Here is a 14,051-nt window from a genome sequence, read left to right on the forward strand (position 1 = left end):
CAAGGGCGTCACCGCCCTGGCCTGGCGGCCCGGCGGGAGCGGCCATCTCGCCGGCGGCGGCCGCGACGGCACAGTCGCCTTGCGGCATGCCACCGCGGGGCAGCCCGAATCCCGGCTCTGCCCCGCCCGTACGCTGGACGGCGGCGCGGCCGTGGGCGCGCTCACCCGGGGCGGGCCCGCACTGTTGATCTCCGCGTACCGGGATGGCCGGATACGAGCCCACCCGCTGCCCTACCGGGCCGTACTGTGAGCCCGCGCGTGGCCACAGTGGGGGCTGCCCGCGACCGGCCGTGCACACTCGTCGTCTGCAGGGGCTGCTGCTGTGGCAACCCGCGCAAGCACCCCGGCACCGACCATCATGGGCAACTCGACCGGCTGGTTGCCACGGCCGCCGACTCCGGCCGTCGGCTCGCCGTCCGCGTGACGGACTGCCTCGGCCCGTGCGACCAGGCCAACATCATCGTGGTGCGGCCTTCCACCGCCGGACGCCGGGGAGGCGGCCGTGCGACCTGGATCGGCTGGGCCAATGGCGACGACTGCACCGACGACATCCTCGGCTGGGTCGCCGCGGGCGGCCCTGGCGTGGCGGAACCACCGGCGACGCTCGAGCTGCAGTTCATCCGGCCACCGGGAGAAGCCCGGACACGGGCCCGCGGGCGCGGCCGTGCACCCCGATGAGGCGGGGCAGTCCCGATGCCCTCGCGGCCGCCCGCCTGGACAACGTCATGGTGGCCCCCGTCGCCACCACCCTCCAGGCCCTGGCCACTCCGCCCCGGCTGTTGATCCTCACAACGCTGCGGCACGCGCCGCGCTCCGTCACCGAAGTCGGCATGGCGCAGTCCGCCGCCTCCCATCATCTCCGGCTTCTGCGGTCCCTCGGCCTGATCACCCGCCGCCGCATGCGGTCGCCGAAAGGTCACCAATGCCGCGAGGGCGGGGCCCGACGGCACGACCGTCGGGCCCCGCCCTCGGTGGGGGAGAGGCGCCCCTGCCGGGTATATGAGGCAGTCAGTTGAGGTGGGCGACGTGTGATGGAGCAGGGTCCGCACGCAGCCGGTCCGGCAGCGTGCCGCCGTCCGGCATCCCTCGCCGTAGCCACGTTCCCAGCGCCTCGGTGTCGGCGATGGTGACGATCGGACCGAGCCGCACCACGGGCCCGCTGGGCTTGCGGTCCACCCCACACGGCTGCACGGCGGCGTAGAGCCCATGATGACGGCGACGGCAGTCCAAGAGCTTGCCGAGGCACCCGGTGGAAACCAGCACTCCGTGTGAAGAGCTTTGGACAGCCTTCCGCAGGCTCTCCATCACCTCACCACCGCCGGACCCCTCGTGGCAGCTCACGCAGACGGCGAGCGTGAAGGGGCGGTTCGGACGGCCGAATGCTCCATGCGGCATTGTGTGGGCTCCTTCATGGGGCTATCGGGAGCTGTAGGGGATCAGTGCCATTTCGCGGGCGTTCTTGATGGCGCGGGCGATCTGGCGCTGTTGCTGTCGCGTCACATGGGTCACCCGGCGGCTGCGGATCTTGCCGCGGTCGGAGATGAACTTCCGCAGCAGGTCGGTGTCCTTGTAGTCGACGTAGGTGATGCCCGCGGCGTCGAGTGGATTGACGCGGCGGCGCTTGGTGTCCTGGCGCTTGGCGCCGATACGGCGAGACATGATGTGTCCTTTTCTGTACGGTGCTCGACCGCGCGCTTCACGCCGCGGGGTCGAGCAGTTCGTCGAAGGCGTGGGAGAGGTGCTTCCAGCCGTCCGGGCCCGCCGCGTACTCGTCGTCGCTGAGCAGGCACGAGTCGAGCAGCGCGAGCAGGTTGTCGCGGTCGAGGCCGGGTGAGGTGAAGGTGAGGTGCTGGTGGCGGTCGCCGTGGTCGGGGTGCCATTCGAGGGAGGCGGCGACGCGGCGTTCGGCGGGGACCATGTCCCAGGCGGCGTCCGGGAGGGCGGCCAGCCAGGGGCCGGTGGACTCCACGCACAGCGCGCCGCCGGCCGCGTCCCACGAGAGCAGGGTGTCGGGCCGGTCGGCCAGCCAGAAGCGGCCGCGGCTGCGGGCGGCGGCGCAGCTCAGGTCCTCCAGGGCGGCGTGGAGACGGCCCGGATGGAAGGGGCGTTCGCGGCGCCAGACGAGGGTGCTCACGCCGTGCTCGTCACTGTCCTGGGGCAGCAGCGCGCACGCCGGGTGCTGACGGGTGGCCGCCGCCTCGACGTCGAAGCCCTGGAGCAGGGCCGGTCCCAGGGCACCTTGATCGAGCCGCACTTGCTGTGCGGCGGGTGTGAGTTGGGTGAGTAGCGCGTGGTCGGCGTCGTCTGCGGGCTCCTCACAGGTGGTGTCCTCGGCGATGGCGATCAGCGTGGGGTATTCCATTTGCCGGGCGAAGGTGTCGGCGACGGTGCGCTGATCGGTCGGGGCCGCGGCGAGGCCGACGTCGGCCAGGTCATCGCCATTGGACAGGTACGGCACCATCAGCGCCGGGTCGATGACGGTGGCCACCCCGGTCAGCTCCAAGGGTGCGCCCTCGGCGGCGATGACCGCGGCCATGGCCTGCGGCTCGACCGAGTCCCACAACTCCACGACGGCCAGCCCGTGGGCGCGGCCCGCGGCCAGGCGCAACAGCTCGGGGACCAAGTCCTCACGCAGCGCACAGCACGCGCAGTCGTTCACCAATGGCGCCTCGCCGCTGTCGAGCAGCCCCGTGGCATCCCGCACGGTGCGGTGCACGGCGCTGTCGGTGGCGGCCGACAGGTCGTGGTGCAGGGCGACGGCGCCGGAGACGGTACGCAGGATCTCCTCGACGGCGGCGCGGCGGGCATCGGCGTGCAATCCGCCGACAACCGCGACGGCCAGCCGGGACTCGTCCGCGTTCACCGGCCCCTCCGTCCGCCTCCGTAGCGACGCTCGAACCGCTCGACGCGGCCCGCGGTATCCAGGACCCGCTGGGTGCCGGTGTAGAAGGGGTGGCTCGCCGAGGAGATCTCGACGTCGATGACCGGGTAGGTGTTGCCGTCCTCCCACTCGACGGTCTTGTCGCTGGTGGCGGTGGAGCGGCTGAGGAAGGCGAAGTCGGCGGACCGGTCACGGAAGACGACGGGCCTGTAGGCGGGGTGAATGCCGGTCTTCATGGCGGTCAGCGCTCCTCGCGGAAGTCGACATGGCGGCCGACAACCGGGTCGTACTTGCGGAGGGTCATGCGGTCGGGGTCGTTCCGTCGGCTCTTGCGAGTCACGTACGTGTAGCCGGTGCCGGCGGTGGACCGCAGCTTGATGATCGGGCGTAGTTCGTTCCGGGCCATGCACACCAGCATACATGGAGTTGGTTTTCATTTTCATCTAGGTGTTACGGTGCTGCGACCTCAGAGGCAACGAGAACCAGGAGGAACCGTGTCCGCTCACTGTCAGCTCACCGGCCGGCAACCCGGCTTCGGCAACCACGTCTCCCACTCCCACCGGCGTACCAAGCGCCGGTTCGACCCCAATATCCAGCGCAAGCGCTACTGGCTGCCGAGCGAGGGGCGCCACATCCGGCTCACGCTCAGCGCCAGGGCGATCAAGACCGTGGACGCCATCGGCATTGAGGCCGCCGTGACTCGCATCCGCGCTCGGGGAGGGAAGGTCTGATGGCCAAGAAGAGCAAGATCGTCAAGAACGAACAGCGCCAGGTGATCGTGGCCCGCTACGCCGAGCGTCGCGCCGAGCTCAAGGCGGTCATCGCCGACCCTGGGACCTCGGATGGGGAACGCCTCGATGCCCAGCGGGAACTGCGTCGTCAGCCCCGCGACGCCAGCGCCACCCGGGTGCGCAACCGCGACTCCATTGACGGCCGCCCCCGTGGCCATCTGCGCGCCTTCGGTCTCTCGCGCATCCGGCTGCGCGAAATGGCCCACGCGGGTGAACTCCCCGGTGTGACCAAGAGCAGCTGGTGAGTTCTCGTCAGGTCCCCTGAATCCGGGCCTCGTCGCTGATCCACACACCGCCGGTGGGGCCCGGCCGTGAGCCGGGCCCCACCGGCGGCTCAGCCCTCCGGGCCCTGTGCCGCCGTGCCGAGCAGCGGATCGGGCAGGCGGGCCCAGCGTTCGGCTCCGAGAGCCAGTTCACGGTCGTCCAGTACGGCGGCGTCCAGCGTGCGACGACATCGAGCCGGGCCTCCGGGTCGGCCGCGGCCCACCCGGAATCGGGACGTGTCAGATTCATCAGTGAGGCGGTGCCGCCGTCCTCCCCTTGGTCGCGGAGGACCGTCGCGGACGGGTTGAGATGGGCGAGCAGGGCGCGGGAGCCTTCCCCGCGGCCGTCGTCCTGCCGTCGCCCCTCCGTCAGGGCCACCACCTGGGCGGCCTTCACATGCTGGGCGGCAGCCTCGGCGACCGTGAGGGGTACGGTATGCGGACGGTCGCCGAAGACGTGGACGGCACGGTGTACACACGCCAGATCGCCCAGCAGCCGGCCGGGATCGAGGCCGACCGCGATCGGTGCCAGGTCGTAGTGGTCCGACAGCGGAGACCTGCCCAGTGGGGTCCGCCACAGCTCGGCCAGGAACGCCGCGGCGTCAACGTTGCCGGGGAGCGCGAGCACGACGTGCGCTCCTGTGTCGGTCCGTGCGATGGCGCGCAGATCCTGACGCAAAATCACCGCCGGGTCGCCAGTCGCCGCTTGCGATAGCGAGGCTCGCTGCCGTTCGTCACCGCTCGCGGCGAAGCGCTGTACGAAGGGATACCGCCCGGCCTCGTCGCCGTGAATCGAGACCGAGAGCACCAGTGCGTCCGGCGAGGCGCGCAGTAGCAGGTCCAGCACCCGGCCCCGGGCTTCGGGGGTGTTGCCGGACACCAGCCCCAGCAACCCCCGGCCCTCTCTCCCGGCTCTCACTCCGCCATCCCTCCGACGGCGGTGATGAGCGCATAAGCGGTCCTGCGCGCCCGCAACATCACCAACGGCACTTCTCCTCCTGACTGACGACCTCTCAGCGGCCACCACTACGCTACATGGAAACGGTACCCATTTTCATATACGGTGAGTGGGACACCACCGACCAGAAAGGACCCGTGCATCATGGCCGTGCCCAAGCGGAAAATGTCCCGAAGCAACACCCGTCACCGCCGCGCGCAGTGGAAGGCGAGCGCGCCGGAGTTGGTGACGATTACCATCGACGGCCGCGAACACCGGGTGCCGCGACGACTCGTCCCCGCCTACCAGCGCGGACTGCTGCGCCCCGAGGGCTGACCCCGCCATGTCTGCCCAGCTTCCTGTGACGGTCCTGTCGGGTTTTCTGGGATCCGGCAAGACCACGCTCCTCAACCATCTCCTCAACAACCGCGATGGGCTGCGGGTCGCGGTCATCGTCAACGACATGAGCGAGGTGAACATCGACGCCGCGCTCGTCCGCGACGGTGACGCCGCCCTCTCCCGGGCCGAAGAGCGGCTCGTCGAGATGACGAACGGCTGCATCTGCTGCACCCTGCGCGACGACCTGCTGGAGGAGGTGGGCCGGCTCGCCGGAGAGGGGCGGTTCGACTATCTCCTCATCGAGTCCAGCGGCATCTCCGAGCCCCTGCCTGTCGCAGCCACCTTCGCCTTCCCGCGCGAGGACGGCGCCACGTTGGGCGAGGTCGCGCGGCTCGACACCATGGTCACCGTCGTCGACGCCGCGAACTTTCTGCCGGAGCTGACCGGGGGCGACGAGCTGATGGAACGGGGACTCGACCAGTACGAGGACGACGAGCGCACCGTCAGCGATCTCCTCATGGACCAGATCGAGTTCGCCGACGTCATCGTCCTCAACAAGCTCGACCTGGTGACCGCCGAGTCCGCGGAACGCCTGGCCGCGACGCTGTCCCGGCTCAACCCGGCCGCCCATCTCGTGCCCGCCACACACGGCCGGGTGGAACCGGTGGAGGTGCTCGGGACCGGCCGCTTCGACCTCGAACGCGCCCAGCAGGCCCCCGGCTGGGTCATGGAGCTCAACGGCGACCATGTGCCGGAGACCGAGGAGTACGGCATCTCCAGCACCGTCTTCCGCGCTACCCGGCCTTTCCACCCGGCCCGGCTGTGGGACTTCATCACCACGGACCTGGACAGCGGCACCTACGGCAGTGTTCTGCGTTCCAAGGGCTTCTTCCGCCTGGCCACACGTCCTGGTGTGACCGGGCTGTGGTCCCAGGCAGGTGCCGTTGCCCGGTTCGAGCCGTCCGGAGCACACGACAGCCGAAGCGAAGCCGGGGACACCACCGGTCACGGTCAGGAACTCGTCTTCATCGGCACCGGACTGCATCCCACCACCCTGCACCACGCGCTCTGCGCATGCCTGCTCACCGACGACGAGCACGCGCTGGGCCCCCAGGGCTGGTCGGCCTGGGACGACCCCTTCCCCACCTGGGAGACCTACGGTCTCGACGAGACCTGCGACCACGAACACGGTCCTAACGAAGCCGAACCCGTATCCCAGCGCTGAAGTCAGCGCGGCGCCCGCCGCTCCCACCAGAGGGCCGAAGCAGTTGGTGGCGCGGCACCGGCTCAGAACTCCCTCGGTTTCGTGCGCTGTCGGGGGCGTGCTGACACTCGCCGCCGACATTGACCTGCTGGCGCGGTGTGACTGGCGTCAGGATCTGGCGACCAGTGTGAGGCGGTCGACGGACCAGTCGGCGACCAGCGCGTCGCGCTCGGCGGCGTGGTTGTAGAGCGCGTGCTCGCCGTCGGGCCAGGTGCGCAGCTCCCTTCGAGTACCGGCTGCCTCGGCGAAGGGGGCCGGGGCCGCGCGGGGGTCGGGGGCGAAGGGTGTGTGGCTCGCATACTCATCGCTGCACTTCAGGCGGCATACGGGTACTCGTCGGATGGTTGTGCCGTCCGAAACTCTTCGTTCCTGGTCAGGCGGCGTATCTGTACTCGTTGATCACGCCGCTGAGTATTCGGGTGCGTAGTACCCGGTGAGTGGACGGGGCGACCATGGACGTCTGGTGCTCCTGGAGGAGGGGAGGGAGCTGCCCGCGAGCTTGGTGGGGGCGATGACCGTTGTCATGCTGGGCGTAGGTATCGAGGACCTGCCGAGCGTGCGTCTCGTTCCAGATCAGGAGGTGGTCCAGGGCCTCGCGGCGCAGGGTGCCGATGACACGTTCGCAGTGCGCGTTCATCCGTGGGGCCCGCGGCGCGGTCCTCACGACCTGGATGTCGTCGGCTGCGAAGACCGCGTCGAAGGGCTCGGTGTACTTCGTGTCCCGGTCGCGGAGCAGGAAACGTAGCGGGTCCACCCGAACACCCAACTCGACGGCGAGGTTTCTCGCCTGCTGCACCGTCCAGGGGCCGGTGGGATGGGCGGTCACTCCCGCGATGTGCGGGCGCCGGGCGCGGTGCTCGAGGAAGACCAAGGCGTAGAGACGTTGCGGGCTGACGGTGTCGATGTGGAGGAAGTCGCAGGCGATCAGGCCGGTGGCCTGCGCAGTGAGGAACTCGCGCCAGGTTGGGCCAGTGTGGCGGGGTGCGGGGTCGATTCCTGCGGTGTGGAGGATCTGCCAGACGGTTGAGGCGGCGATCGGGTGTCCGAGCCGGGCCAGTTCACCTTGAATCCGGCGATGGCCCCATCGGCTGTTCTCGTGGGCAAGGCGCAGCACGAGCTTCTTGATGGCAGCCTGCGTGGGCGGCCGTCCGGGACCGCGGCGTCGGGAGTAGTCCCATCGGCGGGCGACGAGCTTGCGATGCCAGGCCAGTAGCGTGCTGGGAGTGATGGGGAAGACCTTGGCCCAGCGGCGGCGGGGGATCAGCGAGGACAGGGAGGCGAACCACAGGCGATAGGGAGAGCGGCACCGGCGCCCCGGCGCAGGGCGAAGGGGACGACGCGTAAGCGGGTGGCGGATCGAGGCGACGGCCAGGTCTGGGGAAGCAGAGCGTATGCCTCGCCGTGCCTCAGGCCTCTCGTTGCGCATAGTGGGTGGAACAGCTGGGCGGGCTGGGGCTCCTGCGCGGTCCGTGCAACGAGCGGCAGGGCGAACTTCACAGCGGCAGCCAAGCCTTGTCCCGTTAGTGATCTTCTAACGCGTTCGGGCACGGCTCACCGACTCTGGGGGCCCTCTATCCGGTGAGGGTGAGGTGGTGGAGGCGGGTGATGCCGGGCATGGCGTGATGGACGCCGTCGCCTTTGAGGCGGCAGTCGCGAAGGATCTTCCAGCTCTTCATGCGTGCGAAGACGTGCTCAACGCGAGCCCTGATCTGCTTGTGTGCTCGATTGTGCTGCTCCTTCCAGGAGGGTAGTTCTTCGCCCGTGCGGCGGCGGTGCGGGATGACCAGCCGGTGCCCTGGTAGCCGCCGTCGGCAATCGTCATCGTGTTCCCGACGGCGGCTTTGGCGACGGACTCCTTCCAGCCTCGGGAGTCATGCCGGTTACCCGGCACGGGCCGGCCGACGACTACGACCCGTCGGGTATCGGCATCGATCACAGCTTGATGGGCCGTGGCGTATCGATAGTTCTTCGACTGCTCGGCCACCGAGTGGTCGCGGGTGGGCGCCAGGGTGCCGTCGACGATGAGGACGGTGTCCCTGCGGAACCGGCTCTGCTGCCGGAGTGCCGGCAGCGGACCGAGGTGGTCGATGACGCGGTCTGCGGCCGACTTGGAGATCCCGAACAGCGGAGCCAGCCGGCGCATCGTCAAGTCAGCAGGACGCGATCCTCCAGCGACAGGCTCCAGGGTCGGCCGCGCGGTCGATCTGCGGCTTGCTCGCGTCGTACTGCGGCTGCCAACTTGCCGAAGCGGCGCGGGCTCAGCCCCGTAAAAGGCCCTATCCAGGACGGCACCGATGCCGTGATCACTCCAGCCACACCGTGATCGTTTCAGTCGGGGCGAGCGGGTCGGTGAGGGGCCGGATCGACCTCGACCGAGCATGGTGCCGTTGGGGGCGACAGAATCAACACCATGTTGATAAAACTCGACGTCGTGTAGACTTTCTGGGTGAGGGGGCAGTCCAGCTCCTCGCGAGACCTTTCTGGAGGAACAGTGCAGCAGCAGAAGTGGCTCATCACCGGCGTCAGCACGGGCCTCGGTCGTGCCTTCGCCCAGGCCGCCCTGGCCGCCGGGCACGCCGTTGTCGGCACGGTCCGCTCCGAGGAGGACCTGCGGGCCTTCGAAGGGCTGAAGCCCGGGTACGCCCACGGCCGCATCCTGGATGTGACCGACGGCGACGCCGTCTCGAGTGCGGTAGCGGAGGTGGAGCAGAGCGTCGGTCCTCTGGATGTCGTCGTCGCCAACGCCGGCTACGGCCTGGAGGGCACTTTCGAGGAAACCCCGCTGGCCGAGGTGCGGCGGCAGTTCGAGGTCAACGTATTCGGGGCCGTGGCCACGCTGCAGGCAGCCCTGCCGCACATGCGCCGGCGGCGTCGCGGACACCTGATGGCCGTCACCTCCATGGGCGGGCTCATGGCCGTGCCCGGTATGTCCGCCTACTGCGGTAGCAAGTTCGCCCTGGAAGGCATCCTGGAAGCACTGGGCAAGGAGGTCGCACAGTTCGGGATCCACGTGACGGCGATCGAGCCCGGCTCCTTCCGCACCGACTGGGCCGGGCGGTCCATGACACGCGCCGCGCAGTCCATCGACGACTACGACGAGCTGTTCACCCCCATCCGGGAAGCGCGGCAGAAGGCCAGCGGGAACCAGTTGGGCAATCCGGCCAAGGCCGGGGATGCCGTAGTCCACATCGCATCAGTCGACCAGCCGCCGGCCCACCTCGTCCTGGGCTCGGACGCGCTGCGACTGGTCACCGCCGCGCGCACGGCCGTGGACGAGGACATCCGCGCATGGGAGCCCCTCTCTCGTACCACCGACTTCGCCGAGGGAGCTCAGCTCTGATGCCCAGCCACCACCCCGCGCGGAGCCGGCGCGCCACCGAGCGCAAGGGCGATGTCCGGGAGCGGGCCATTCTGGACACCTGCGAAGCTCTGCTCGCGCAAAAGGGCTACGACGCCATGACCGTCGGCGACATCGCCCAGGGCGCCGGCATCACACGCGGCGCCCTGTACTTCTACTTCGGCTCCAAACAAGAAGCGGTCACGGCACTCGTGGCCCGGACCGTTGAGCACCTGTGGGAGCGGTCTCGGACCACCGCGCAGACCGACGAGCCGCGCCAGGCCATCGCAGCAGCCCTGCAGCGCACGGTTGAGCTGTGGAACGAGCACGGTCTGGTCATGCGCACCGCGATCGACCTGTCGTTGACCGTGCCGGAGATCGGCGAGCTGTGGAGTCACACGGCTGACTTGTTCATCACGGCCATCACCGCCGTCCTGGAACGAGCCGGCGTTGAGGCCGGCACCGAACCAGAGCAAGCGTCGGCGATGGCGCGCGCCCTGTGCTGGATGATCGAGCGGACCTTTTACCACGCCTCGCAGGAATCCCGCGAGGAGTTGCAAAAGGCATCGTCGACCTGCGAACACATCTGGCTGATCAGCGCCGGCCTGACCACCTGATGCATCTGGTGTGGACGATGAGGCGCGCAACCGGGCCCCGTGACGTAGAGACCCACCGTCCAGGCACTCCGCCAGCGGGAATCCCGCGGAGCACAGCGCCCTCTCCCAGCCCGGTCAACGGGAGCTGGTGTCCACAACTCCCGTGTGGGGGCCTTCCGGGTCAGGTTGCGAGACCTGGAAGGTCACCTACGGGACAGCCCTCAGACGACGGGTGACTGACGCTCGGCCCATGCCTTGCGGGATGGCGGGGTCCCGGTGATCGACGACGACTCTGCGGTCGCTGGTGGCAGTGAGCCGGCAGTGCCCGCCAACCCTCGGACGCCCTGCAGTGAGTACCGGTAAGTGGTCCTGATCTGCCGAAACCCGGCGCGCCGGTAGTCGGTTTCACCGGCACCCGATCTTCAGGCCCCGGTCGCCGGCGACTGAAAAGGTGGCCCCGGTAGTGCTTCGGGGCCGGGGCGGCGGGTCAGTGGCCGTGGCGCATGGACGCCGCGTTCTTCACATCGCGTCGTTACTTCGGGGTGGCGTCGCCCAGCTTGCTGATGTGGTCTGTGGACCAGTTGTACGGCTCCTCGGTCAGCGCCGGCGCGGCGTATGGGAGGAACGGCGTCGTGGCGCTCCTGCGGGCGGCGGCGACCGACACCGTGGCGGCGGGCGACGGCAGCCGGTCCGCGGCCTCCTTGGGGTCGAGGCGCGGCACGCCGGCCTTCTTCGCGGACGCGATGCGCTCCTCCGCAGTCATGCGGGCATGGAGGTCACCGCCGGGGTTGATCGTCGCCTTCTTGTCGCCAAACAGGGCATACCCGCCCCGCCCGCCGTCGTGCCGTGCCGTGTCCGCCCCGCTCTCCCGCAGTTCACCGTCGTTTCCCGGCCGCCCTGTGACTACCTGGGAGGGCGGGCGGGCGCGGCTCCCGGGTGCGCCCGTCACGGATCGCGGACACAGCCGGGGGCGTTCGCGGGCAACCCGTGGCTCACGCTCCCTTCTGCTTCTCTTCCCGCTTCCCCTGCTCTCCTTGCTCCTCGCGGCGCCCGTACGCGTCGAGCAGCAGTTGTGTGGTGAGGTCGATGTGCCGGGTGAGTGCCTCGACGACGCCGGACGCGTCCCGGGCGATGGCGCGGTCGCAGATCGCCCGGTGCTCCGCGGCGACGTCACGGTGACTGGACTCGGCCGGGGTGCGGGCCCAGCAGCGGTAGACCTCCGCAGCATCGCGCAGTTGCGTGGCGATGTCCCGCAGCGGCCGGTTGGAGCACCCCTCCAGCAGGACGCGGTGGAAACGGGCGTGGGCGTGCAGCCAGCCTTCGTTGAGGGCTCCGGCGTCGTCGAAGTAGGGCGTGCGGGCGAGATGGTGGTGGGCCGCGAGCAGATCGGACTCCCACTCGATACTGCCGGCGGTGACGGACTGCCGGGCCACGTGGGTTTCGACGAACACCCGGGCGTCGGTCAGCTCCCGCAACCGCTCGGGGGAGACGGTGACGACCCGGAACCCCTGCTGCGGCGCGAAGGTTGCCAGCCCCTGGCCGACCAGCCGGGGCAACGCCTCCCGCAGTACGCCGCTGCTGGCGTCGTAGCTTTCCTTCAGTGCTTCCACGCGCAGCCGTGAACCGGGCTCATGCCGTCCGTTGAGGATGTCCGCGCGCAGCCGCCAGTAGATCTCCTCGGCGCGCGTCTTGGAGCGGTGGGTCGTGGTCATGCCGCAGAGTCTAACGCTTGGCGAGATTTAAAAGAAATCTCGAGATTTCATTGACGTGTCGACGATGCAGGCGTTGACTCGGATCATTCAGCAGTCGGCAGCGACACGAGCTTCGGAGGCAGCGCGCCATGAGGACGACGACCCGAGCAGGACGGATGTGCCTGGTGAGCGGAGAGGCGGTGATCGATGTCGAGCAGGCCAGCGCCGGCCGGTTCCCGGCCGATCCGCTCGCGGTGTTCGAGGAGTGGGACGCGTTCCGGTCCTGGGCGGCGGAGTTGGAGCCCGCGGGTGCCGCGGGTGCCGCGGGACCGGCGGGGCCGAACGGTCCTGTCTCGCCGGCCCCGCGGCAGGTGTTCGCGATCGGCCTGAACTACCGCGACCACGCCGACGAGGCCCGTCTGGCCGTGCCTCCGTCCCCGTCGGTGTTCACCAAGTTCGCCACGGCCCTCACGGGTCCGGACACGCGGCTGCGGCTGCCCGGCGGTCACGTCGACTGGGAGGCCGAGCTGGTGGTGGTGATCGCCCGCCGGGCGGAGCACGTGGCAGCCGAGGACGCCTGGTCCCATGTGGCCGGGCTGACCGTGGGGCAGGACTACTCCGAGCGCGCGGTGCAGTCCGTTGGCCCCGTGCCGCAGTTCTCCCTCGGCAAGTCCTTCCCGGGGTTCGCGCCGACCGGCCCCGTACTGGTCACGGCAGACGAGTTCACCGATCCGGACGATCTGGCGATCGAATGCCTCGTCAACGGGGAGAGCGTCCAGAAGTCCCGCACCTCGTCGATGATCTTCCCGGTCCCGGAACTGATCGCGCGGCTGTCCGCGGTCTGCCCGCTGCTGCCGGGCGACCTGATCTTCACCGGCACCCCGGCCGGAGTCGGACACGCCCGCACCCCCCAGCGCTACCTGCGGCCGGGCGACGAGGTCGTCACCCGCGTCGAGGGCATCGGCCAGCTGCGGCAGACCTGCGTCGCCGCCTGATCCGAGAGACCTGAGAGAAAGGCACCACCATGGCCTTGCACAGGCTTCAGTCACTCACCGTCGGCGTGCCGAACGTGGCCGAGGCGGCCGGCTACTACGCCGACTTCGGACTCGAGCAGACCGCGCCCGGACGGTTCGCCACCGTCGAGGGCGGTGAGCAGTTCATCCTCGAACACTCCCCCGTCCGGCGCCTGCTGGGGATGACGGTCGCCGCCGACGACGGTGACGACCTGGACCGGATCGCCGCGCACCTGGACCGGCTCGGGCTGCCCAGCGAACACGACGCCGGCACTCTGCGCACCAGGGAGCCCATCGCCGGTATCGCGGTCCAGGTCCGTGTCGCTCCCCGGCTGTCCCGGGGCACGGTCCCGGCCACCCCGTACAACGGCCCCGGCCGCCCGGACCGCGCCGACACCCGGGCACCCGTGCTCGCCCGTACCGGCCCGGTCCGGCCCCTGGCCCTGGGCCATGTCGTCATCGGTTCTGTGGAGCGGGAGTCGACCCAGCGGTTCTTCACCGACGGGCTCGGTTTCAAGGTCAGCGACATCGTGCCCGGCCAGGCCGCGTTCCTGCGCTGCTCCACCGACCACCACAACGTCCTGGTGCAGCAGGCGCCGCTCAACTTTCTGCACCACACCTCCTGGCAGGTGACGGACGTCGACGAGGTCGGCCGGGGCGCCACGCGCATGCTCACCGAGCACCCGGAGCGTCATGTGTGGGGACTGGGCCGCCATCACATCGGGTCGAACTTCTTCTGGTACCTCAAGGACCCGGCCGGCAACTTCAGCGAGTACTACGCCGACATGGACTGCATCATCGACGACCAGCTGTGGACGCCACGCTCCTTCGAGGGCATGGAGTCGCTCTACACCTGGGGGCCTCCACCGCCGCCGTCGTTCCTCGCCCCCGAGGACCTGGCCGCGCTGATGACCGGCGCCCACACGGCCGGCGACTGAC

Annotated in this window: 19 protein-coding genes and 2 pseudogenes; 11 read left to right on the forward strand and 10 right to left on the reverse strand. The window is 69.7% G+C overall.

The window, feature by feature from the left end; all coding sequences use genetic code 11:
* Window positions 1-79: 79 nt before the first annotated feature.
* From ABZ562_RS17555 to ABZ562_RS17565, 3 genes and pseudogenes are all read left to right on the forward strand, one after another.
* The gene (locus tag ABZ562_RS17555; protein WP_361479750.1) at window positions 80-250 is read left to right on the forward strand and encodes a hypothetical protein; all 171 of its coding nucleotides are present in this window, start codon (window positions 80-82) and stop codon (window positions 248-250) included.
* The gene (locus tag ABZ562_RS17560; protein ID WP_361479753.1) at window positions 247-678 is read left to right on the forward strand and encodes a (2Fe-2S) ferredoxin domain-containing protein; all 432 of its coding nucleotides are present in this window, start codon (window positions 247-249) and stop codon (window positions 676-678) included. Before ABZ562_RS17555 ends, ABZ562_RS17560 begins: the two co-directional genes overlap by 4 nt.
* Window positions 675-887, forward strand: a pseudogene (locus ABZ562_RS17565) (ArsR family transcriptional regulator); the annotation flags it as partial. The gene ABZ562_RS17560 and the pseudogene ABZ562_RS17565, both read left to right, overlap by 4 nt.
* A gap of 121 nt (window positions 888-1,008) precedes the next feature.
* Here the strand turns inward: ABZ562_RS17565 and ABZ562_RS17570 are convergent.
* Genes ABZ562_RS17570 through rpmG form a run of 5 tightly spaced genes read right to left on the reverse strand, consistent with a single transcriptional unit; the run spans window position 1,009 to window position 3,287 of the window.
* Window positions 1,009-1,395, reverse strand: a complete 387-nt coding sequence (locus ABZ562_RS17570; RefSeq protein ID WP_361479756.1) for a hypothetical protein — start codon at window positions 1,393-1,395, stop codon at window positions 1,009-1,011.
* Window positions 1,396-1,416: 21 nt separating this feature from the next.
* Entirely contained in the window at window positions 1,417-1,659 is a 243-nt protein-coding gene (gene rpsR / locus ABZ562_RS17575; protein ID WP_361479758.1) for a 30S ribosomal protein S18, read from the reverse strand.
* A 37-nt stretch (window positions 1,660-1,696) separates the two neighbouring features.
* Window positions 1,697-2,863 (reverse strand): GTP-binding protein, encoded by a 1,167-nt coding sequence (locus tag ABZ562_RS17580; protein ID WP_361479761.1) that lies wholly within the window; start codon window positions 2,861-2,863, stop codon window positions 1,697-1,699.
* Complete coding sequence (locus tag ABZ562_RS17585; RefSeq protein ID WP_361479764.1) at window positions 2,860-3,117, reverse strand: type B 50S ribosomal protein L31; 258 nt, start codon at window positions 3,115-3,117, stop codon at window positions 2,860-2,862. Before ABZ562_RS17585 ends, ABZ562_RS17580 begins: the two co-directional genes overlap by 4 nt.
* 5 nt (window positions 3,118-3,122) lie before the next feature.
* Window positions 3,123-3,287 carry a 50S ribosomal protein L33 gene (gene rpmG / locus ABZ562_RS17590; protein ID WP_055555174.1) on the reverse strand — a complete coding sequence of 55 codons (165 nt, stop codon included), beginning with the start codon at window positions 3,285-3,287 and terminating at the stop codon, window positions 3,123-3,125.
* Window positions 3,288-3,375: 88 nt separating this feature from the next.
* Here rpmG and rpmB point away from each other — a divergent pair, with 88 nt between their 5' ends.
* Both rpmB and rpsN read left to right on the forward strand, forming a co-directional pair.
* Window positions 3,376-3,612 carry a 50S ribosomal protein L28 gene (gene rpmB, locus ABZ562_RS17595; RefSeq protein ID WP_361479768.1) on the forward strand — a complete coding sequence of 79 codons (237 nt, stop codon included), beginning with the start codon at window positions 3,376-3,378 and terminating at the stop codon, window positions 3,610-3,612.
* The gene (gene rpsN, locus ABZ562_RS17600; protein ID WP_361479770.1) at window positions 3,612-3,917 is read left to right on the forward strand and encodes a 30S ribosomal protein S14; all 306 of its coding nucleotides are present in this window, start codon (window positions 3,612-3,614) and stop codon (window positions 3,915-3,917) included. The genes rpmB and rpsN overlap by 1 nt, the downstream gene beginning before the upstream one ends.
* A gap of 7 nt (window positions 3,918-3,924) precedes the next feature.
* Here the strand turns inward: rpsN and ABZ562_RS17605 are convergent, their stop codons facing one another.
* Window positions 3,925-4,854, reverse strand: a complete 930-nt coding sequence (locus tag ABZ562_RS17605) for a hypothetical protein (RefSeq protein WP_361479773.1) — start codon at window positions 4,852-4,854, stop codon at window positions 3,925-3,927.
* A gap of 183 nt (window positions 4,855-5,037) precedes the next feature.
* Between ABZ562_RS17605 and rpmF the strand changes: the two genes are divergently transcribed.
* Both rpmF and ABZ562_RS17615 read left to right on the forward strand, forming a co-directional pair.
* Entirely contained in the window at window positions 5,038-5,208 is a 171-nt protein-coding gene (gene rpmF, locus ABZ562_RS17610) for a 50S ribosomal protein L32 (protein ID WP_361479776.1), read from the forward strand.
* A gap of 7 nt (window positions 5,209-5,215) precedes the next feature.
* The gene (locus ABZ562_RS17615) at window positions 5,216-6,436 is read left to right on the forward strand and encodes a GTP-binding protein (RefSeq protein ID WP_361479779.1); all 1,221 of its coding nucleotides are present in this window, start codon (window positions 5,216-5,218) and stop codon (window positions 6,434-6,436) included.
* 412 nt (window positions 6,437-6,848) lie between these two features.
* On the opposite strand, the gene ABZ562_RS17620 is transcribed toward ABZ562_RS17615, so the two are convergent.
* Window positions 6,849-7,901 (reverse strand): integrase core domain-containing protein, encoded by a 1,053-nt coding sequence (locus ABZ562_RS17620; protein WP_361479782.1) that lies wholly within the window; start codon window positions 7,899-7,901, stop codon window positions 6,849-6,851.
* Window positions 7,902-8,046: 145 nt separating this feature from the next.
* Window positions 8,047-8,791: pseudogene (locus tag ABZ562_RS17625) on the reverse strand (transposase).
* Between the two features lie 175 nt (window positions 8,792-8,966).
* Here ABZ562_RS17625 and ABZ562_RS17630 point away from each other — a divergent pair.
* Window positions 8,967-9,815 (forward strand): oxidoreductase, encoded by an 849-nt coding sequence (locus ABZ562_RS17630; RefSeq protein ID WP_361479785.1) that lies wholly within the window; start codon window positions 8,967-8,969, stop codon window positions 9,813-9,815.
* On the forward strand, window positions 9,815-10,429 hold the full coding sequence (locus tag ABZ562_RS17635) for a TetR/AcrR family transcriptional regulator (protein WP_361479788.1): 615 nt from the start codon (window positions 9,815-9,817) through the stop codon (window positions 10,427-10,429). The genes ABZ562_RS17630 and ABZ562_RS17635 overlap by 1 nt, the downstream gene beginning before the upstream one ends.
* Window positions 10,430-10,940: 511 nt before the next feature.
* Here the strand turns inward: ABZ562_RS17635 and ABZ562_RS17640 are convergent.
* Together ABZ562_RS17640 and ABZ562_RS17645 are read right to left on the reverse strand one after the other, a co-directional pair.
* Window positions 10,941-11,171 (reverse strand): hypothetical protein, encoded by a 231-nt coding sequence (locus ABZ562_RS17640; RefSeq protein ID WP_361479791.1) that lies wholly within the window; start codon window positions 11,169-11,171, stop codon window positions 10,941-10,943.
* Between the two features lie 229 nt (window positions 11,172-11,400).
* Window positions 11,401-12,120, reverse strand: coding sequence for a GntR family transcriptional regulator (locus ABZ562_RS17645; RefSeq protein WP_361479794.1), 720 nt, complete (start codon window positions 12,118-12,120; stop codon window positions 11,401-11,403).
* A 128-nt stretch (window positions 12,121-12,248) separates the two neighbouring features.
* On the opposite strand from ABZ562_RS17645, the gene ABZ562_RS17650 reads away from it, so the two are divergent.
* On the forward strand, window positions 12,249-13,094 hold the full coding sequence (locus ABZ562_RS17650) for a fumarylacetoacetate hydrolase family protein (protein WP_361479797.1): 846 nt from the start codon (window positions 12,249-12,251) through the stop codon (window positions 13,092-13,094).
* Between the two features lie 29 nt (window positions 13,095-13,123).
* Complete coding sequence (locus tag ABZ562_RS17655; protein ID WP_361479800.1) at window positions 13,124-14,050, forward strand: VOC family protein; 927 nt, start codon at window positions 13,124-13,126, stop codon at window positions 14,048-14,050.
* Window position 14,051: the final 1 nt, after the last annotated feature.

This window comes from Streptomyces sp. NPDC019937, from assembly GCF_040631655.1.
Lineage (GTDB): Bacteria > Actinomycetota > Actinomycetes > Streptomycetales > Streptomycetaceae > Streptomyces.